Raw genomic sequence first — 18,705 nt, forward strand, 5'->3', positions numbered from 1 at the left:
TCCAGCCGTCCTCACCGCGCCGCTGCGATGATGTCTCCGGAAGCCGCACCATGACCCTGCAATCCAAGCTCGACGCGTTCAAGGCCGACTTCGAGGCCGGCAAGCCCCCCTTCAACGTCCCGCCCTCGGTGATCCGGACGATGCACCGGGCCACCGCGGAGCTGATCGCCTCCGGCGCGGCCGCCCGCGCCCTCAGGGCCGGCGACCGGGCTCCGGCCTTCAGGCTCAACGATCCGGAGGGTCAGCCCGTCTCGTCGGCGACCCTGCTGCAGCGCGGGCCGCTCGTGATCAGCTTCTATCGCGGCGTGTGGTGCCCCTACTGCAACATGGAGCTGCAGGCGCTTCAAGAAGCGCTGCCGCAATTCGAGCACCTGGGCGCAAGCCTCGTCGCCCTCTCGCCGCAGACGGCGGCCAACAGCCGGAAATCGGTCCGCCAGAACGCGCTCGGCTTCCCGATCCTGTCCGACCCGCACAACGACGTCGCAGCCGCGTTCGGCCTGCGCTTCGCGCTGCCCGATTACCTCGTCGACCTCTACAAGAGCCTGAAGAACGACCTGCCGGCGTTCAACGGTGATCCGAGATGGACCCTGCCGATGCCCGGGCGCTTCGTCGTCGGGCAGGACGGCGTGATCCTCTACGCCGAGGTGAACCCGGACTACACGCGCCGGCCCGAGCCCGACGACATGCTGCCGGCGCTCCGCCGCGCCGCCTCCGTTCCCGCCTGACCAAGACACGGCGCCCGGGCCGCGTCGGCGGCTGCGCGGCCTGAAGGAGCTTCAGAATGTCCCGAACCGTTCTCGTAACCGGCGCCAGCAAGGGCATCGGGCTGGCGCTGGCCCACCGTCTCGCCGGCGCGGGCCACCACGTCGTCGGCCTCGCGCGCCGCGGTCTCGACGGCTTCCCCGGCACGCTCGTGCCGGTCGACCTCGCCGACGGCGACGCCACCGACGCTGTCCTCACGGACTTGACCGGACGCTTCGCCTTCGACGGCGTGGTCAACAATGTCGGACTGGTCCGGCCGCAGCGGCTCGGGGCGGTCGAGATCCCCGCGCTGGACGAGGTCCTACGCGTCAACCTCCACCCGGCGGTCCAAACCGTGCAGGCGATCCTGCCGGGCATGCGCAAGCGCGGCTGGGGCCGGGTGGTCAACATCGCCAGCCTGACTGTCCTCGGCAGCGTCGAGCGCACGGCCTATGCGGCCGCGAAGGCGGCGCTCGTCAGCTTCACACGCTCCTGGGCGCTCGAGCTCGCCACGACCGGGATCACCGTCAACGCAGTCGCGCCGGGCCCGACCGAGACCGAGCTGTTCCGGGCCAACAACCCGCCGGGCAGCGAGGGCGAGACGCGTTACCTCGCCGGGGTGCCGATGGGCCGCTTCGGACAGCCGGAGGAGATCGCAGCAGCCATCGCGTTCCTGATGTCGGATGGGGCGGCGTTCATGACGGGGCAGACGCTCTACGTCGACGGCGGTGCCTCGATCGGCCGGGCGGCGCTGTAGCTCCCGGACGCGGCTCACCGGGTCGCGATGGCATCGAGCTCGTTGTCGCCGCCGACCAGTTGCAGGCACCATTCGGTGAAGGCGCGCACCTTGGCGGCGCGATGCTGGCGCGACGGGTAGATCGCGTACAGGGGGAAGGTCTCGTCGGGCCAATCCGGGAAGATCTCGATGAGCTTGCCGCTCGCTACGATATTCCGGCTGCCGAGCTGCATGACCTGCGCGATCCCCGCGCCCTCGCAACAGGCGCCGATCATCGTCTCGACGTCCGACACCATCAGGCGTGCCGGCTGCCGCACCGGCACGACCTCGTCGCCCCGGCGGAACTCCCAGGCGAAGGGACGGCCCGTCAACGGATCCTGATAGTCGATGCAGGCGTGCTCGCGAAGGTCGCGCGGGTGCGCGGGGCGGCCATGCGCTGCCAAGTACGCCGGCGCCGCGACCGTCAGGATCCGCGTCTCCAGCAGCTTGCGCGCGGTGAAGCCCGCCACCGGCGGATCCCCGAACCGGAGCGCCATATCGAACCCGTCGGCGACGAGATCGCCGATCTGGTCGCGCATGATCAGTTCGAGCCGCAACTCGCGATGGATCGCGAGGAAGCGCGCCAGTTCCCGCGACAGAACCAGGCGCGAGAAGAACGGATCGACATTCACGCGCAGACGGCCGCGCACCGTCTGAGCACTGCCCGCAGCCTCCAGGGCCGCGGCCTCGATCCCGTCGAGATGCGGGCCGACCCGCTCCCAAAAGCGTCGCCCCTCGTCGGTGAGCCGCAAGGTCCGGGTCGTGCGATCGAGCAGGCGCACGCCGACGCGAGCCTCCAGACGCTGGATGGCACGTCCCACTCCCGACTGGGTGAGCCCGAGGGCCTCGGCGGCCCGGGTCATCGTCCCGGCCTCGACCACCGCCATTAGGATCGTCACGCCGGCCAGCAGCCGGCCATCGTACGGCATCGTTCCATGACTCCACGTCCGGAATGATCTGACAGAACGACGCTAATTTCTCGCGCGCTGCTGCGCCACATGGAGCCGAAGCAATTCAGAGGAGGCTCTCATGACAGGGCAATCCACGGCGCTCGTCGTCGGCGCGTCGCGCGGACTGGGTCTCGCCCTCGCGGAGGAGTGGCTTGGGCGCGGGTGGCGCGTGATCGCAACGGCACGCGGCCGCTCCGACCAGCTCGCGACGCTCGCGAACCGCTTCCCCGACAGCCTCGAGATCCAGCCGGTCGACATCAACGACGCGGGCTCGATCCGCGCGCTGCGCGAGCGCTTGAGCGGTCGACGCGTCGACGTCCTGTTCATCAATGCCGGCATCGCGCGCGCGATCGAGGCCAGCCCGGTCGACGCGCGCGAGACCGACTTTCTCGACATGATGCTGACCAACGCCTTCTCGCCCGTGCGCGCGGTCGAACTGTTGCGGGATCTGGTGCCGGCCGGCGGCACCATCGGGATCATGAGCTCCGAGCTGGGGAGCATCGCGAACGCCACCGGCGGCTGGCAGCTCTACGCGTCCAGCAAGGCCGCTCTCAACATGCTCATGAAGGGCTATGCGGCGAAGCACCCCGAGGACGGGCACGCCCTGCTCCTCGTCGCCCCCGGCTGGGTGCGGACCGAGATGGGCGGCGGCGACGCGACTCTGTCTGTCGAGGAGAGCATCCCGCGCGTGGTCGATATGATCGCGGCGAACCGCGGCTCGGCCGGGCTGCGCTACGTCAACCGGTTCAACAATCCGCTTCCCTGGTGACCGGCTGCCCGCCAGGCGAACCGGATATGTGCCACCCACGCACCGCGGCAGGCAGTGTCCACCAGAGGGGAGTTGCCGCGCGGGGCCACCCGACATCACATGGTGCGGTGCTGCCAAGCCGGCATTCGCGACGCACGATGGAAGGGCAGCCGTGCCGCTGTGGCGCCCTCCGAGGCCGGTCTTGGCCGAGGCATTGTTGAAGGGCTGACGATGACTCGCATCCTCATCACCGGATCGTCGGACGGCCTTGGGCTTATGGCGGGCCAGCGCCTGTCCGCCGAGGGCCATGAGGTCGTGCTACATGCGCGGAACGCCGATCGCGGCGAGGTTGCGCGACGGGCGCTTCCGAACGCGGCCCGGATCGTCATCGGCGATGTCGTCACCATCGCCGGCATGCGATCCGTGGCCGAGCAGGCCAACGCGATCGGGCGCTTCGACGCCGTCATCCATAATGTCGGCATCGGCTATCGCGAGGCGCACCGGATCGTGACCGAGGATGGTCTGAGCCATCTCTTCGCGATCAACGTTCTGGCGCCCTACGTGCTCACGGCCTTGATGGAGAAGCCCGACCGCCTCGTCTACCTGAGTTCGGGCATGCATCCGGGCGGGATCCCGGACATGGACGACCTGCAATGGACCAGCCGGCGCTGGAGCGGATCGCAAGCGTACGCGGGAACGAAGTTCTTGGACGTCCTGCTGGCTTTCGGCGTGGCGCGACGCTGGCCCGCGGTGCGGTCGAACGCCCTCGAACCGGGCTGGGTACCGACCCATATGGGCGGTCCCGGTGCGCCGGACGATATGGCCGCCGCGCCCGTGACCCAGGCTTGGCTGGCGGTCGGGGACGACCCGGCCACCCATGTCACGGGCCGGTACTTCTATCACCAGCGCGAGAAATCGCCGGCGCCCGGCACCCAGAGCGTCGGGCTGCAGGAGGCTCTGCTGGACCGGTGCGCGACGCTGTCCGGTGTACCGCTGCCCTAGGCGGGCCCGCAGCGCCTCGGTGGAGCGCCCGAGGCCGGGGATCCTCAGGCGCGCACGACCGTCATACGCCGGCCAACACGCGGTCTGGACGTCCGGTGAAGCGAAGGACCGCCTCCGCGAACGCGCGGGCCTCCTCGATATGGGCGAAGTGGCCGCTCTTCTCGAAGATCCTGAGCTGCGCCCGCGGTAGCAGATCCGCCAGCAACGCCGCGTGGCGCGGGCCGAGGATGAAGTCGTTGGTTCCGGTGACGACGAGCGCCGGAACCTGCAGGGTGGCAAGGCGGTCGCGAACGTCGAAGGCTTGGCCATCGCCGACCAGCAGGGTCGCCCGGAGCCGGCGTTGCAGGGTCTCGAGGCTGTCGGTCCAGCGCCGGAAGTCCGAGACATAGGCCGGCAGGAGGTCGCGCAAGGCCGCCGTGTAGGCTGCATCCGTGCGGATGGAGGGAATCGAGGCCCAGGCCCTCTCGACCGCTTCGGCTTCCGTCGTGCCCGCATCGCGTACCACGAAGGCGGCGATCTCAGCGCTCGCATCGGCCATGAAGGTGCCGCCCGTGTAGGCAGCGCCTGAATACAGAATCAAGCCCGCGAGTCCTTCCGGCCGCTTGAGCGCTGCCTCCAGCACCACGAAGGCACCGTGCGAGTGGCCGAGCAGGTAGGGATCGGCAATGCCGGCCGCGTCGATGAACGCGAGCAGCTGTTCGGAGAAGCGGTCTACGCTGTACCCCAGGGGATGGGTCGCGACGTGTCCGGACGATCCCGTGCCGATCGGGTCCAGATACACCATGGTCAGGTTCTCTTCGAGCAGAGGCAATCGCAAGTAGCTGGCCTCGATGCCGGGGCCGCCGGCATGCACGATGCAATAGGGTCCGATGCCTGAGACGTGATAATGTTGATCTATACCGTTCACGGCGATGCTATGCGCGCCAGGCGCGAGGATCGATGGCAAGACATGTCCTTTCGTATTCTGGGTGGCAGAACATCCAGCCTGCAGGCCAACATCTCTGGTCTTCAGCTTCTTGCAGGAATTACGGTGCGACTCTGTTCCTGACTCGGCGGCAGGCCTGGAGCCGTACGCCCACGCCTCGCCACCCGAAGCGCCATGATGTCCAGGGACGGCACGGATTCAGTCGGCCGACTTCGATCGTCCGCCAAGAAGGTCGTCATGCAGCATTCGATGTTCGTCTTCGTCTAGTAGGCTGTCATTTCACCGGATCAGATCATCGGCCCAAAGAAGCCGAGCGCCCGTGACTCGCTCTCGCCGGGCATGATCGAGCGATGCGGCGGGTCTTGATACCGAGATCTTCCAGCCTTGATGAGCGGCAGTCCTCCGGAAGCGCCGGGCATATCAAAGAGCGCGGATCTCGAAATCCCGCATCGTCAAATGGTTGTAAGCCGTTTCGCGAATGCAGCGCGCCCGCCGCGGTCCGGATCATCACGTCCGAGGATCGTCTATAGACGGATCTGCTTTCTTGAACCAGCAAGACCGAGCCACAGCACCAGATTTGAACGATAACGCACGCCGGACGGCTTCCACGGGTGCGAATTCCTGACCAGACTGTCCGACGTTGATGGTGGCAATGCCCTTGGTGCTCGTGTCCGACCCGGAAGATCCCCGCCAGCCTGTGTGCTCAAGATTGTTCGGCGTCCGGCCGAGCGACATCGATCCCGAGGCCGGACTGTGGGTCCAGCGATCGGGCCGCGCTCGTGGCATGAGCGCGGTAGGCGCTCGGATCGCACCCGTAAGCGGCCTTGAAGGCGTGCGAGAAGTAACTGCGGCTGGCGTAACCGACGCTCTCGGAGATGACCTTTACGGGCATGGGCGAGGACGCCAGCAGCTTGGCTGCCAATTGAAGACGCGCCCGCTGCAGATACTCGATCGGGCCCTCACCGAAGGTGGCGGAGAAGCGCTCGGCGAAACCGGAACGGCTCATTCCACAGAGCGCAGCCAAGCTATCGACCGTATGCTGCGCCCCGGGCGCATCGAGGACAGCCGCGATCGCCGGAACGAGCCTCGGATCGCGCAGCGCTTCGAAGATCGGAGATCGAGCGCCTTTCTCCTTCAGATGGATCCGAAGCAGGATCGCGAGGCACTGCTTCATGAGTGCGCTCGTCACCTCCTGCGTTCCGAGACTTGGCTGGACGAGCTCCTCAATCATGAAAGCGAAAGCGTGACGTAATCTGTCACTGTCGGACAAATCTTCAATCAACGCATCGTGCAACCGGTCGAAAAGACCGAGCGCGCCAGCATACCGCGCCGAGATGGATCCGCAGGCCAGCAAAATGTCTCGACTTCCATCGCCGGCGGTCAACGCGATGAGGCCGTCCGGAAGAGTTCTGCGCGCGTTTTCGGCCGTAACCGTTCGGGTGGCTCCAGCGAAACCAATCGAGTGCCGCATGCCACGAGGTGGGATCACCATGCAATTCGGTCCGAAGCTCTGAGGCTCCTGACCTTCGACCGCGATCATCCCGGAGCCCGCGAGAACGTAATGGACCAGGATCGCGTCGGCCATGCCGTTCTTCGCCAGCTCCCACCCGGTCTGGATCTCACAGAATGCGAACGCATGGACCTGTACGGACAAGGTCGTGAACAGACGTGAGAAAATATCGCAGGACATCGGACCTCTGCGTGCTCCTGTCAGTGCATCAAGATCGGCGTCGACAATCGATTATAGACGCCAACAAGATGAAGCAAACCGATTTTGTCGGCATTTAGTGAATGTTATCGATTCCATGACTCACAAAAGTAGCCAAGTATTCGATGTAAATACACGAGGGATGCCGTTATCATGAGGGTGAACTCGATCATATCCGCCCCTCGCCTGCACCCATGGCCTGTGCGGGTCATGCACTGGACGAACGCCGTGGCGATGGTCGTGCTGATCGGCTCCGGCTGGGGCATCTACGACGATTCCGTCATCATCCATGGCGTGTACTTCTCTAAGGCGATCCGGCTCGGATCCTGGGCGGCCGAGAGCCTGCTCTGGCATTTCGCCGCCATGTGGCTGCTGGTTGCCAATGGCGGCGCCTATCTCGTCTACGGCGTCGCGACCGGGCGCCTGCGCGAGCGCCTCCTGCCGATCCGGCCGCGCGACATCGTGCAGACGGTCCGTGACACGCTGCGGCTCAAGCTCGCCCACGAGGACCTGACGACCTACAACGCCGTCCAGAAGATCCTCTACATCGTCGCTATCCTGGCCGGCATCGGCCAAGTCGTCAGCGGCCTCGCCATCTGGAAGCCGGTCCAGTTCTCGGGCCTCGTCGCGCTGCTCGGCGGCTTCCAGGGCGCGCGCCTCGTCCACTTCGCCGGCATGGCAGTGCTGGCTGGCTTCCTTGCCATCCACGTCGTCCTTGCCGTGCTCGTACCGCGCACGCTGTGGGCGATGCTGACCGGCGGCCCGGTCCGCCAGCCTGCCCTCCCGGCCGTGGCCCGGGAGGCAGCGCGATGAGGTCGCCCTTCCGCCCCCTCAAGGTGCCGGATCCCGGCATCCTCGACGACTACCGCCCCCTGGTCCGGCAGCTCGAGCGGCGCGGTCTGCTGCGCGGCGGCCTGACGCTGGGCGCGCTCACCCTGCTCACCGGCTGCGACGTGACCGATACGACCGCGGTCGGTCGGGCGCTCCGCGCGGTCTCGGACTTCAACGACGGCGTCCAGGCCGCCCTATTCGATCCCCACAAGCTCGCGCCCGAGTACCCCGCATCGCAGGTGCTTAAGCCCCCGCGCTTCAACGCCTACTACGACGTTGAGGACGTGAAGCCGGTCGACGGCGAGGCGTGGCGGCTCGAGCTCGCCGGGCTGATCTCCGACAAGCGGCCCTGGACGCGCCGGCAGATCGCGGAACTTCCCGAGCGCGAGATCATCATACGCCACGTCTGCGTGGAGGGCTGGGACTATATCGGGCAGTGGTCGGGCGTGCCGCTCCGCGCGTTCCTCGAACGGGTCGGCGCCGACCTCTCCGCCAAGTACGTCGCCTTCAAGACGGCGGACGACTACCCGAGCAGCATCGACATGGCCAGCGCGCTGCACCCGCAGACGCTGCTCGCCACCCGCTACGCCGGCGAGGAGCTGCCCGACCCCTACGGGTACCCGCTGCGCCTACGCACCGCGGTCAAGCTCGGCTTCAAGAACCCGAAGTGGATCACGGCCATCGAGGTCACCAACACGTATCCGGGCGGCTACTGGGAGAGCCGCGGGTTCAACTGGTTCGCCGGCATATGAGCGCCTCCGCGATCCTGCGCGCCTGCGGCGCGTTCCTCCTCACGCTCGCCCTTGTCGCCCCGGGGTGGGCGCAGACCGCAGGCCCCTCGCCGGCGCCCGACCACATGCCGACCCCCGGCATGACCGCACCCGAGATGGCCGGGCGCGCCGCCGGACGGTTTCCTCAGCCGGTGCGCGTCGGCGATCTCGCCGGCCGCTTCCTGCTCCAGCCGGAGGAATCGCAGCCCGTCCTCGGCCGGATCGCGGGGCTCGTCCGTCGCGACGACGGGACCGCGGAGGTCGTCATCCGGCTCGACGGGAGCCTCGGCCTGACCTGGCTCGGCCTCCGCTCCGTCGCCTGGACCGGGTTCGGCCCCCGGCTCGTGGCCGTACCGGTCGAGGCGGTCGCGCTGCTCGGCGAGTACGTCGCCCTCATGGGCCTGACGCCGGAGCGCCTGCACGCGCTGCCGACCTTCGCGACCGGCTCGGCCACCACGATCCCGCCGGATGAGACGCTCCGCGTCGGCATCGTCCGGCCCTTCCACTGATCACGGAGGACTCTGGGAGATGGCACCGAGATCGACGTCCGGATCGTCCGCCACCTGTGCGATCGGCGTGATGGCCAAGGCGCCGCGCAGCGGCCGCTCCAAGACGCGGCTGTGCCCGCCGCTGAGTCCCGACCAGGCCGCGCACCTGAGCGCCGCCTTCCTGCGCGACACGACCGCCAACATCCAGGAGGCGGCGCGCGCCGCACCGATCGCCGCCTACGCGGCCTACGCACCACGGCACGCGAAGACCTTGGTCGTCCCCCATCTGGCCGTCGGAACGGACCTCGTACTCGCGGATGGAAGCACACCAGCACCGGCGGCGGTCGAAGGCTTCGGCCGCTGCCTGCTGCAGGCCATTGAGGGCATGCTCTCGCACGGACATGCGGCAGCCTGCGTGCTGAGCTCCGACATCCCGACCCTTCCGACGCGCCTCCTCGTCCTGGCGGCCCGGCTTCTGCTCGCGCCCGGGGATCGGGCCGTGCTCGGCGCCTGCGACGACGGCGGCTACTACATCCTCGGCCTCAAGCAGGCCCACGCCCGCCTGTTCGCCGACATCGCCTGGAGCACCGACACCGTCGCGGCCGCCACCCGCGCCCGGGCGCGCGAGATCGGCCTCGCCCTAGTCGAGCTCGAGCCCTGGTACGACGTCGACGACGCGGCCTCGCTCGCCCGGCTCTCGGCCGACAGGACCGGCTACGCCGCCCCGGCGACGCGTGCAATCCTGACGCGGCTTCTGGAGACATCGGAGGCCGTATCGGCATGACTCGGCTCTTCGCCAGCCCCGCGCGCCGGCTCGCGGCCGTCGGCCTCGTGCTGCTGGCCGTGAATGTCGGCGCGCTCGCGATCCACGTGCCGGGCGCCGAAGACCTCGGCTCGGCGGCCGACTCCGGCGCAATCGTATGCGTCGTACTCCTCGACCTCATAGCCTACCTCCTCGCCGTGCGCCTCGTGCTGCGGGAGCGGCTGCCGCGGACCGCCCTGTGGACGATCCTCGGCGTCGCCGTGCTGATGCGGGCCGCGCTGCTGCTGGCACCGCCGTTCCTGTCGACCGACATCTACCGCTACGTCTGGGACGGGCAGGTCCAGGCCGCGGGAATCAACCCCTACCGCTACATCCCGGCCGATCCGGTCCTCGAACAGTTGCGCGATCCGGCGGTCTACCCGCTGATCAACCGGAAGGATTACGCCCGCACGATCTACCCGCCCGCGGCGCAGATGGTGTTCGCCGCCGTAGGCCAAGTCTCGCACGGCGTCACCGGGATGAAGCTGGCGATGCTGGGTTTCGAGGCCCTGGGCGTGCTGGCGATGCTCGCGATCCTGCGCGGCGCCGGCCTGCCGTCGGCCCGGATCCTGATCTACGCCTGGAACCCGCTCGCCCTGTGGTCCTTCGCCCGCGACGGGCACGTCGATGCCGTGGCGATCGGCCTCCTCGGCCTCGCGCTGCTAGCCCGCACCCGCCGTCGGTACGGGCTCGCGGGCGCGCTCCTCGGCGCGGCAACGCTGGTGAAGGTTCTACCCGTCGCGGTGGCGCCCGCCTTCGTGCGCGGTGGCCGGCTGTGGCGGCCGATGCTCGTCGGGGCGGCCTTGATCGCGGTCCTCTACCTGCCCTATCTCGGCGCCGGCGCGAACGTACTCGGCTTCGCCGGGGGGTACGGGGCCGAGGAGGGGTACGAGACCGGCGCAGGGTACTGGCTGCTCGCCGGGCTCGGCCACCTGGGCCTCAGCACTCAGGGCCTGCTGCGGACCTATCTGGTCTGCGCCGGCCTGACGCTCGCCGCACTCGCGCTCCGGATTGCCTTCGGCCGGGACCGGGCACCCGCGCCCGACGCGGTCGCGCTGTGCCGCGATGCCGGGCTCCTCGCAGCCCTCACCACCTGCGCGGCGAGTCCGCACTACGCCTGGTACTACCCCTGGCTGGCGCTGCCCGCGGTGGCCGCGCCGGCCCCAGCCCTGATCTGGCTCGGCGCGGCGCCGATCCTGTTCCTGATCGATCCGTTTAACGACCGCTTCCTCTGGCCGTCGCTGGTCTTCGTCCCGGCCCTGGTCCTGGCCGCCCGCGCGCTGTGGCAGGCCCGCACTGCGCCCCTCGCCGCCCTTCCGGAAGGAACCGCCCGATGACGGCCTCAGCCGCCCTGAAGGATCCGCGCCGCTACTTCGAGGCGATCGGTGCCGACCGCGCCTCCGAGGCCTTGGCGCCGCCGGTCTGCCTCTATCTGGAGGTCACGAACCGCTGCAACCTGCTGTGCGAGACCTGCCCGCGCACCTTCGAGACCCTGGAGCCCCCGGCAGACATGAGCTGGGATCTGTTCACGCGGATCGTCGACCAGGTGCCGAATGTCGCCCGGGTCGTGCTCCACGGGGTCGGCGAGCCGATGCTGGTCAAGGACCTGCCGCGGATGGTCCGCTACCTCAAGGATCGCGGCACCTACGTCCTGTTCAACACCAACGGCACCCTGATGCAGCCGAAGCGCTTCCGGGAGCTGATCGAGACCGGTCTCGACGAGCTGCGCGTGTCCCTCGACGCTGCCGACCGGGCCACGTACCGCAAGGTGCGCGGCAAGGATTTCTTCGACCGCATCGTGCGCGACGTCGGCAAGTTCGTCGCGTTCCAGAAGGCGAGTGGCGCCACGACGCCCCGGGTCTCGCTCTGGCTGACGGGCCTCAAGGAGACCGTCGACCAGCTACCGACCTTCGTGCGGCTCGCCGCCGAGATGGGCGTGACCGAGGTTCACCTGCAGCGCCTCGTCTTCGACGAGGACGGGTACGGCATGGCCCGCGCCGACCTGTCGCTGTTCGAGAGCGCGCGGGCCGAGGAGGCCGCGGCGATCGCCGAGGCCGAGGCTCTGGGCCGCTCGCTGGGGGTGACGCTCGACGCCTCGGGCGCGACAGAGCCCGGGATTAGCCTGAAGCAGCAGGAGGACCGCGCCTGGGCCACCTGTCGGCGACCCTGGTCCCTGATGTACTTCACCGCCCACGGACGGGCGCTGCCCTGCTGCATCGCGCCATTCTCGGTGCGCGGCTATTCCAACTACACGCTGGGCGACGCCACGCAGGCCACGCTCCGGGAGATCTGGAACGGCGCGGCCTATCGCGACTTCCGGACGTCGCTCCTCTCCGACGTGCCGCCCGCCCCGTGCCGGAACTGCGGCCTACGCTGGAGTCTCTGAGCGATGCATCCGGTCAGCATCGTCATCCCGACCCTGAACGAGGTCGAGGCGATCGGCGCGGTGATCCGCGAGATCCCACCGGCCTACGCGGCCGACGTCATCGTCGCCGACAGCGGCTCGACCGACGGGACGCAGGCCATCGCCCGGGCCGCGGGCGCCCGGGTGATCGAGGCCGGGCGCGGCTACGGCCGGGCCTGCGCGCTCGGGGCGGCCGCGGCCGCCCCGGCCTCGCGCGTGATCGTCTACCTCGACGGCGACGGCGCGGACCGCGGCGACCTGATCGACCGGATCGCCGGGCCGGTGCTCGCCGGCCACCACGACATGGTCCTCGCCTCGCGCACCCTGGGGCGCCGCGAGCCCGGGTCGATGCTCTGGCACCAAGTGCTCGCCGGCCGCCTCGCCGGCCTCGGCATCGGCCTGCGCTACGGCGTCCGCTACACCGACATGTGCGCCTTCCGCGCCATCGACCGCGCCGCGCTGCGGGCCCTCGACCTGCGCGAGCTGACCTACGGCTGGAACATCGAGATGCAGATGCAGGCCGCCCGCGCAGGCCTGCGCATCCGCGAGGTGCCGATGCCCTACCGCCGCCGTCTCGGCGGATCCTCGAAGGTGGCCGGTTCGCTCGGTGGGACGCTGCGAGCCGCCACGCGGATCGGCGCGACCTACCTGCGCGTCGCCGCAGGGCCGGCGCGGGGCGCGTGAGGTCGACGATGGCGCTCGAGGACGACGCTGGACCGGGCCTGTGGGCCGCCCCCCGGACGGAGGAGGCCGTCCCCGACACGCGGCAGGATCACGGGATCGTGCCATCGCGCGCGTTCGCGTTGGCGGCGTATCTCGACCGCTGGTCGGGCTGCGCGCACCACGCCCTCGCGGCCTCGGATTCGGAACCGCTGACGCTCGCCGCGTTGCTGCATCTCGCCGGCCCGGAGGATCGTCGGCGCTGGCGGGCGGCGGATCTCGGCTACGCCGACCCGCGCGGCGCCCCCCGGCTGCGCGCCACCGTCTCCGCCCGCTACCACCGGCTCGAGGCGGACGATGTGCTGATCAGCGCGGGCGCGCAGGAAGCGGTGACCTGCGTGCTGAGCGCGCTGCTCGGTCCGGCCGACCACGCGGTGGTGGTGGTGCCGATCTACCAGCCCTCGGAACTCGTCGTGACCCGCCTGTGCGCGGCCGACGGCGTCGCTCTCCGCCCGGACCGAAACTGGCCCCTCGATCTCGACCGCCTCGCGGCGGCCATCCGGCCGAACACGCGGCTCGTGCTGACGAACTTCCCCAACAGCCCGACCGGTGCGGTGCTGGATCGAGCGACCCTGGACGGCCTGATCGACCTCTGCCGCCGACACGGGTTGTGGCTCGTCAACGACGAGGTCTACCGCCAGACGGACCGCGACCCGGAGCGCGCCGTTCCGCCCGTCGTCGACCTGTACGAGCGCGGAATCTCCATCAACGGGCTGTCGAAGGGGTTCGGGCTCCCGGGGCTGCGCGTCGGCTGGGCCGCCTGTCGCGACCGCGCGCTGCTCGACCGCATCCTCGCGGCCAAGAATCTGCTGTCGAGCTGCCTCGCCCGGCCGAGCGAGATCCTGGCGCAGGTCGCGCTGCAGGCCGAGCCGCACCTGACCGGCCGCGCCCGCGGGATCGGGCAACGCAACCTTCACCGCCTGCGGGCGCTCCTCGACCGCCATCCGGACCTGTTCGATCCGGACGAGCCGAGGAACCTCGCCTTCGCCTGTCCCCGCTTCCGCGGGCGGGAGGGGGCGACCACCTTCGCGCGGATTCTTGCGGCGGAGGACGGCGTCCTCATGTTGCCCTCCGCCCTGTGGCACTCTGCGCTGGCGTCGATCCCCGCGGACCGCCTGCGCCTCGGCCTCGGCCGCGTCGGCAGCGGTGCGGCGCTCGGGATCCTCGCGGATCACCTGCTGCGGCGCGCCGGCCGATGAGCACCGAACGCCTCGACATCTGCGACCTCGTGCCTGGCCCCGCCGCCATCGCGTCGGGGCGCGCGGAGATCCCGTTCCTGGCCGACCTCGGCGGAGAGGCCGCCGACGCGGTCCGGGCGCGGATGACCTCGGTCGCGGTCGCCGGGGGACGGCCATTGTTCGAGGAGGGGGACGAGGCCGACGCGCTCTACACGCTGGTCAGCGGCGCGGTCGGCCTCTCGACCCGCGACCCGCGCGACGGCAGCGTGCGCCGCCTCATCCGCCTGTCCCCACCGGACACCGTGGGCGAGCTCGCCCTGCTCACCGGCGAGCCGCGCTCGGTCACCGCGACGGCCCTGCGCGACACGCACCTCCTGCGGCTCTCCCGAGACGCGTTCGCCGATCTGATCGCCGCCCATCCCGGGACGCTGCTTTACTTCGCTCGGATCCTGGCCGCGCGGCTGCGCATCGCCCATACGGGCGTGACCCTGCGCCACGCGCCGCGGAGCTTCGCCGTCCTGGCGGTGACCGAGGGCCGCACGGCGACGGCCTTCGGCGAGCGGCTGGCGCGGGCCCTCGACGCCGCGCTGCCGGGGCGGACCGGCTGCCTGTCCGAGTGGCCGCCCGAGGCCGACGAGGCCTGGTTCCACCGCTACGAGCAGGCGCACGACCGCACAGTCTTCGTCGCCCACCAGATCGACTGCCCCTGGTGTCAGCTCTGCCTGCGTCACGCCGACCACGTCCTGCTGCTGGCCGAGCCTGGCGCGCCACCGCGGTCGGGCGCGGCGGCCTACCTGGCCGCGATCCGCTCTCCCTGGATCCGCATGGACCTCGCGGTGGCACAGCCCGCCGAGGCGCGCCTGCCGCGCCCCCTGCATCCGGACGTCGCCGCGCTCCCCTTCTCCCTGCGGCTCCAGGTCCGCGAGAACCACGCCGGCGACTTCGCCCGGCTCGCCCGGATCGCGTCCGGCCATGCCCGCGCTCTCGTCCTCGGCGGAGGCGGGGCCCGCGGCCTCGCCCATCTCGGCGTCCTGCGGGCGCTCGCTGAGGCCGGGCTCGACATCGATCTCGTCGGCGGCACCAGCATGGGCTCGATCCTGGCCGCCAGCGTCGCCCTGGACTGGAGCCTCGACGCGATCGAGGCCGACACGGTCGCGTCCTTCGTCGGACGCAATCCTCTCGACGACTACACCCTGCCGTTCCACGCCCTGACGCGCGGAGCCAAGGTGGATGCGGGATTGGCTGCGCGCTTCGGGGATGCCCGCATCGAGGATCTCTGGCGCCCGTTCTTCTGCGTGTCCTCGAATCTCACCACCGGCACCGCCATGGTCCACTGGGCGGGCCCCCTCGACCGGGCGGTTCGGGCCAGCATCGCCATTCCCGGGTTGCTGCCTCCGGTGGCGAGCGCGGACGGCATCCTCGTGGATGGCGGCATGATGAACAATCTGCCCGCCGACGTGATGGCTGACCTCGACCGCGGGCCGGTCCTCGCGGTGGATGTCGGCAGCGACGCCGCCTTCCAAGTCATGGCGCGGCAGGGTCGGGGCGCGCAGGCGTTCCGGCGCTTCCTGGGCATATCGGACCAGCTTCCCGGCATCGCCCACCTGCTCCTGCGCTCCGCCATGGTGTCGAGCGGCGCCCAGACCATGGCGGCCGTCACCCGCGCCGCCGTCCTGCTCAGACCCGCCCTGGCCGGAGTCGACCTGCGGGCGTGGTCGAGTTTCGAGACGACGGCCGAGCTCGGCTACCAGGTACGGCCGCAAGCACGGACGTCGGGGTGGACTGCTTCGATTTCCGGCCGGTCACCCTCGACGAGATCCGCGTACGCCTGGCCGAGAACGCCTTGGCCGAGGGAGGCGCGCCGTGACCGCCGGTCAGCGCCCCTGGATTTTTTCGGACCTCCATCAGGAATGGGAAGAGAACGCCTGGGACCCGGCAGCCCACGCCCCTGCCAACGGCTTCGACGTGGCCGTCGTCGCCGGTGATGTCCACATGCCCCTGACCCGTGCCCTGGCCTGGTTGGGCGAGCGCCTGCCCGGCGTCCCGGTCGTCTACGTGCCGGGGAACCATGATTTCTGGTGGGACCGGGGTGAGGACCGCTACACGATCTACGACCAGATCGAGCGCGGCCGCGACCGGGCGGCCCGGCACGGCATGCACCTGCTGCTCGACGAAGCCGTGGTGATCGGGGGCACCCGTTACGCCGGTGGTACCGCCTGGACCGACTACAGGCTGGGCTCGTACGGTCTCACGCACGCCTTCCGGACCGCCGAGGGGCGCTTCGGCATGATGGACTATCGCAGGATCAGGACCGGCCCGAGGTCGCGGAACCGGATCCATCCGGGCGAGATGCTGGCGATGCACCGTGCCACGCGAGCGTTCATCGAGGCGGAGCTTGCTAGGCCTCACGATGGGCCGACCGTGGTCGTGACCCATCACGCCCCCCATCCGGCCAGCCTGTCAAACCCACATACCGACCTATCGTGGTGCTACGCGTCGGACTTGACGGACCTGATCCTGGATCGTGGCCCGGACGTGTGGGTCCACGGTCATGTGCACAAGGCAGCCGACTATTGGGTCGGGCGAACGAGGGTGGTCTGCAATCCGCGAGGACATGCCGATGAGGACACCGGGTTCGTGCGCGACTTGGTTGTCGTTCCTACGGATAAGCCGACATCGCAGGTAGAGGCTCGCGCGGTAAGCGTGGCCTCAGATGTCGATCCGGGCACCATCTCGACGGCCCTGTCGACCGGGATCCGGAAGTAGCGTGACGCATCGGTCGCCGCGCGCGCCATGGCGATGTAGAGGCGGTCCTGCCAGACAGGCATGCCCGTCTCGGGCGAGGGCACCAGGACCCGACGCGTAAGGAAGTAGGACAAGCTGCCCGCGTCGAACCCGGCTGCGGCCAGGGCCCGTGGCAGGTCGGGCAGCTCCATAAACCCGAAGCGCACCGTCACGCAGGTGAACGCGTCCGACAGAGGCTTGACCGTTACGCGCTCCGCCTCCGGCACCCGTGGCAGGTCGTCCGTGACCACGTGCAGGATCACGTTGCGGGCATGCAGCACGTGGTTGTGCTTCACGTTGTGCATCAGGGCCCCGGGCGTGTCCCCCGGCGATCCGGTCAGGAACATCGCCGTGCCCGGCGCCCGCAGGACCGAGCCGGTTTCGGCCATGCGCGTGAAGTTTGACAACGGTACGCGCCGTCGGCGGATCTCTTCCGCGACCAGGGCGGAGCCGCGCCGCCAGGTCCACATCGCCGTGACGAGGGCTGCCCCGATTGTCAGGGGCACCCAGCCGCCGTGGAGTAGCTTGAGCGCGTTGGCGGATAGGAACACCAACTCGATGAGCAGGAACGGAGCGATGACAGCGGCCGCCAGCACGGGCGACCAACGCCATGCCTTCCAGGCCACGATGAAGAGCAGGGTCGCCGTAATGACCATGTCGCCGGTCACCGCGATGCCGTAGGCCGCCGCCAGCGCGCTCGACGACTTGAACAGCACCACCAGGAACACGACGGCGACGAGCAGCCACCAGTTCACCCTCGGGATGTAGATCTGGCCCTTCTCCGTTTCGGACGTGCGCAACACGCGCATGCGCGGCAGCAGGCCGAGTTGCATGGCCTGCTGGGTGATCGAGAAGGTGCCGGTGATGACGGCTTGGCTCGCGATGACCGTCGCCACGGTGGCCAGCAGCACCATCGGAAGCAGGGCCCAGGACGGATAAAGCAGGAAGAAGGGGTTCTCGATGCGCTCGGGGTGGGCGAGCAGCATGGCGCCCTGGCCGAGATAGTTCAGGGCGAGCGCCGGCAGGATGAGACCGAACCAGGCCGCCCGGATCGGCGAGCGACCGAAATGGCCCATGTCGGCGTAGAGCGCCTCGGCACCGGTCACGGCGAGGAAGACGGCGCCGAGCGCCAGCAGGCCGGCCGTGCCATTATTGAGCAGGAAGCTGACGCCGTAGGCCGGGTTGAAGGCCGCCAGGATGCTCAGGTCGTCGGCGAGGTGACCGAGGCCGCCGAGCGCCATGACGACGAACCAGAACGCCGTGATTGGCCCGAAGAACGTCGCCACCTGCGCCGTGCCGTGGCTCTGGACCGCGAACAGACCGATCAGGATGGCGAGGCTGAGCGGCAGCACGTACGGCTCGAAGGCCGGGGTGACGAGCTTGAGACCCTCGACGGCGGACAGGACCGAGATGGCAGGCGTGATGATGGCATCGCCGTAGAACAGGGCGACGCCCACCATGCCGAGGATGATGACGAAGCTGCCGGAATGGCCGAGCACGCGCTGGGCCAGCGCGACGAGCGACGGGGTCCCGCCCTCGCCGTCATTGTCCGCGCGCATGACCAGGAGCACGTACTTCAGCGTCACGATGAGGATCAGCGCCCAGAGGATCAGCGACACGACGCCGAAGACCATCTCGCGCGTCGGGGCGTGCCCCCCGCCCGCGGCGGCGTGCAGGGACTCCTTCAGGGCGTAGAGCGGGCTCGTGCCGATGTCGCCGTAGACCACGCCGACGGAGCCGAGGGTGAGCGCCCAGAAGCTCGTCTTGGGGCCATGGCCTGCATTGGCCGACGGCAGCGTCTGCGAGGCCGAGAGATCCGTTGTGTGACCCGACATCCAGCGCGTCCTCCGAACGCGGGTGGTTCCCGCCAGGATCGGCC

At 69.6% G+C, this 18,705-nt stretch carries 17 protein-coding genes and 1 pseudogene; 14 read left to right on the forward strand and 4 right to left on the reverse strand.

The genetic code is table 11. The features are described from left to right. Nucleotides 1–50 precede the first annotated feature (50 nt). Nucleotides 51–725: a peroxiredoxin-like family protein gene (locus tag ACX9MN_RS33895; protein WP_489726603.1), complete on the forward strand. Its 675-nt coding sequence runs from the start codon at nucleotides 51–53 to the stop codon at nucleotides 723–725. Nucleotides 726–781: 56 nt separating this feature from the next. Beyond that, a complete protein-coding gene (locus ACX9MN_RS33900) occupies nucleotides 782–1,498 on the forward strand; it encodes an SDR family oxidoreductase (protein WP_489726604.1) in 717 nt (238 codons plus the stop codon). 14 nt (nucleotides 1,499–1,512) lie between these two features. On the opposite strand, the gene ACX9MN_RS33905 is transcribed toward ACX9MN_RS33900, so the two are convergent. Beyond that, nucleotides 1,513–2,445 carry a LysR family transcriptional regulator gene (locus ACX9MN_RS33905; protein ID WP_091977559.1) on the reverse strand — a complete coding sequence of 311 codons (933 nt, stop codon included), beginning with the start codon at nucleotides 2,443–2,445 and terminating at the stop codon, nucleotides 1,513–1,515. A 100-nt stretch (nucleotides 2,446–2,545) separates the two neighbouring features. On the opposite strand from ACX9MN_RS33905, the gene ACX9MN_RS33910 reads away from it, so the two are divergent. Continuing rightward, the gene (locus tag ACX9MN_RS33910) at nucleotides 2,546–3,235 is read left to right on the forward strand and encodes an SDR family NAD(P)-dependent oxidoreductase (protein WP_489726605.1); all 690 of its coding nucleotides are present in this window, start codon (nucleotides 2,546–2,548) and stop codon (nucleotides 3,233–3,235) included. Nucleotides 3,236–3,445: 210 nt separating this feature from the next. Beyond that, complete coding sequence (locus tag ACX9MN_RS33915; protein WP_489726658.1) at nucleotides 3,446–4,216, forward strand: SDR family NAD(P)-dependent oxidoreductase; 771 nt, start codon at nucleotides 3,446–3,448, stop codon at nucleotides 4,214–4,216. Between the two features lie 61 nt (nucleotides 4,217–4,277). On the opposite strand, the gene ACX9MN_RS33920 is transcribed toward ACX9MN_RS33915, so the two are convergent. Together ACX9MN_RS33920 and ACX9MN_RS33925 are read right to left on the reverse strand one after the other, a co-directional pair. Beyond that, entirely contained in the window at nucleotides 4,278–5,162 is an 885-nt protein-coding gene (locus ACX9MN_RS33920; protein WP_489726606.1) for an alpha/beta fold hydrolase, read from the reverse strand. 682 nt (nucleotides 5,163–5,844) lie between these two features. After that, the gene (locus ACX9MN_RS33925; protein WP_489726607.1) at nucleotides 5,845–6,831 is read right to left on the reverse strand and encodes an AraC family transcriptional regulator; all 987 of its coding nucleotides are present in this window, start codon (nucleotides 6,829–6,831) and stop codon (nucleotides 5,845–5,847) included. A gap of 171 nt (nucleotides 6,832–7,002) precedes the next feature. Here ACX9MN_RS33925 and ACX9MN_RS33930 point away from each other — a divergent pair, with 171 nt between their 5' ends. From ACX9MN_RS33930 to ACX9MN_RS33975, 10 genes are read left to right on the forward strand one after another with little or no spacing between them, the layout of a single operon-like run. After that, nucleotides 7,003–7,662, forward strand: coding sequence for a cytochrome b/b6 domain-containing protein (locus tag ACX9MN_RS33930; RefSeq protein WP_489726608.1), 660 nt, complete (start codon nucleotides 7,003–7,005; stop codon nucleotides 7,660–7,662). Next, on the forward strand, nucleotides 7,659–8,432 hold the full coding sequence (locus ACX9MN_RS33935; RefSeq protein ID WP_489726609.1) for a molybdopterin-dependent oxidoreductase: 774 nt from the start codon (nucleotides 7,659–7,661) through the stop codon (nucleotides 8,430–8,432). The genes ACX9MN_RS33930 and ACX9MN_RS33935 overlap by 4 nt, the downstream gene beginning before the upstream one ends. Continuing rightward, entirely contained in the window at nucleotides 8,429–8,959 is a 531-nt protein-coding gene (locus tag ACX9MN_RS33940; protein WP_489726610.1) for a hypothetical protein, read from the forward strand. The genes ACX9MN_RS33935 and ACX9MN_RS33940 overlap by 4 nt, the downstream gene beginning before the upstream one ends. A 19-nt stretch (nucleotides 8,960–8,978) precedes the next feature. After that, nucleotides 8,979–9,722 (forward strand): TIGR04282 family arsenosugar biosynthesis glycosyltransferase, encoded by a 744-nt coding sequence (locus ACX9MN_RS33945; protein ID WP_489726611.1) that lies wholly within the window; start codon nucleotides 8,979–8,981, stop codon nucleotides 9,720–9,722. Then, nucleotides 9,719–11,077, forward strand: a complete 1,359-nt coding sequence (locus ACX9MN_RS33950; protein WP_489726612.1) for an MptA/MptB family glycosyltransferase — start codon at nucleotides 9,719–9,721, stop codon at nucleotides 11,075–11,077. Before ACX9MN_RS33945 ends, ACX9MN_RS33950 begins: the two co-directional genes overlap by 4 nt. Beyond that, complete coding sequence (locus ACX9MN_RS33955; protein ID WP_489726613.1) at nucleotides 11,074–12,126, forward strand: radical SAM protein; 1,053 nt, start codon at nucleotides 11,074–11,076, stop codon at nucleotides 12,124–12,126. The genes ACX9MN_RS33950 and ACX9MN_RS33955 overlap by 4 nt, the downstream gene beginning before the upstream one ends. A gap of 3 nt (nucleotides 12,127–12,129) precedes the next feature. Continuing rightward, nucleotides 12,130–12,828: a glycosyltransferase family 2 protein gene (locus tag ACX9MN_RS33960; RefSeq protein ID WP_489726614.1), complete on the forward strand. Its 699-nt coding sequence runs from the start codon at nucleotides 12,130–12,132 to the stop codon at nucleotides 12,826–12,828. Between the two features lie 8 nt (nucleotides 12,829–12,836). After that, nucleotides 12,837–14,063, forward strand: coding sequence for a pyridoxal phosphate-dependent aminotransferase (locus tag ACX9MN_RS33965; protein WP_489726615.1), 1,227 nt, complete (start codon nucleotides 12,837–12,839; stop codon nucleotides 14,061–14,063). Next, a complete protein-coding gene (locus ACX9MN_RS33970) occupies nucleotides 14,060–16,027 on the forward strand; it encodes a patatin-like phospholipase family protein (protein WP_489726616.1) in 1,968 nt (655 codons plus the stop codon). Before ACX9MN_RS33965 ends, ACX9MN_RS33970 begins: the two co-directional genes overlap by 4 nt. Continuing rightward, the gene (locus tag ACX9MN_RS33975) at nucleotides 15,930–16,808 is read left to right on the forward strand and encodes a metallophosphoesterase (protein WP_489726659.1); all 879 of its coding nucleotides are present in this window, start codon (nucleotides 15,930–15,932) and stop codon (nucleotides 16,806–16,808) included. Before ACX9MN_RS33970 ends, ACX9MN_RS33975 begins: the two co-directional genes overlap by 98 nt. On the opposite strand, the pseudogene ACX9MN_RS33980 reads toward ACX9MN_RS33975, so the two are convergent. After that, a pseudogene (locus tag ACX9MN_RS33980) lies at nucleotides 16,772–18,661 on the reverse strand (potassium transporter Kup); the annotation flags it as partial. The gene ACX9MN_RS33975 and the pseudogene ACX9MN_RS33980 sit on opposite strands and share 37 nt — an antisense overlap. Nucleotides 18,662–18,705: the final 44 nt, after the last annotated feature.

This window comes from Methylobacterium sp. 1A (assembly GCF_058072805.1).

Coding starts and splice junctions, on each gene's coding strand:
- ACX9MN_RS33940 (WP_489726610.1), top strand. CDS start 8,429: ATGAGCGCCTCCGCGATCCTGCGCGCCTGCGGCGCGTTCCTCCTCACG.
- ACX9MN_RS33935 (WP_489726609.1), top strand. CDS start 7,659: ATGAGGTCGCCCTTCCGCCCCCTCAAGGTGCCGGATCCCGGCATCCTC.
- ACX9MN_RS33925 (WP_489726607.1), bottom strand. CDS start 6,831: ATGTCCTGCGATATTTTCTCACGTCTGTTCACGACCTTGTCCGTACAG.
- ACX9MN_RS33950 (WP_489726612.1), top strand. CDS start 9,719: ATGACTCGGCTCTTCGCCAGCCCCGCGCGCCGGCTCGCGGCCGTCGGC.
- ACX9MN_RS33970 (WP_489726616.1), top strand. CDS start 14,060: ATGAGCACCGAACGCCTCGACATCTGCGACCTCGTGCCTGGCCCCGCC.
- ACX9MN_RS33955 (WP_489726613.1), top strand. CDS start 11,074: ATGACGGCCTCAGCCGCCCTGAAGGATCCGCGCCGCTACTTCGAGGCG.
- ACX9MN_RS33895 (WP_489726603.1), top strand. CDS start 51: ATGACCCTGCAATCCAAGCTCGACGCGTTCAAGGCCGACTTCGAGGCC.
- ACX9MN_RS33900 (WP_489726604.1), top strand. CDS start 782: ATGTCCCGAACCGTTCTCGTAACCGGCGCCAGCAAGGGCATCGGGCTG.
- ACX9MN_RS33945 (WP_489726611.1), top strand. CDS start 8,979: ATGGCACCGAGATCGACGTCCGGATCGTCCGCCACCTGTGCGATCGGC.
- ACX9MN_RS33910 (WP_489726605.1), top strand. CDS start 2,546: ATGACAGGGCAATCCACGGCGCTCGTCGTCGGCGCGTCGCGCGGACTG.
- ACX9MN_RS33960 (WP_489726614.1), top strand. CDS start 12,130: ATGCATCCGGTCAGCATCGTCATCCCGACCCTGAACGAGGTCGAGGCG.
- ACX9MN_RS33965 (WP_489726615.1), top strand. CDS start 12,837: ATGGCGCTCGAGGACGACGCTGGACCGGGCCTGTGGGCCGCCCCCCGG.
- ACX9MN_RS33905 (WP_091977559.1), bottom strand. CDS start 2,445: ATGCCGTACGATGGCCGGCTGCTGGCCGGCGTGACGATCCTAATGGCG.
- ACX9MN_RS33930 (WP_489726608.1), top strand. CDS start 7,003: ATGAGGGTGAACTCGATCATATCCGCCCCTCGCCTGCACCCATGGCCT.
- ACX9MN_RS33915 (WP_489726658.1), top strand. CDS start 3,446: ATGACTCGCATCCTCATCACCGGATCGTCGGACGGCCTTGGGCTTATG.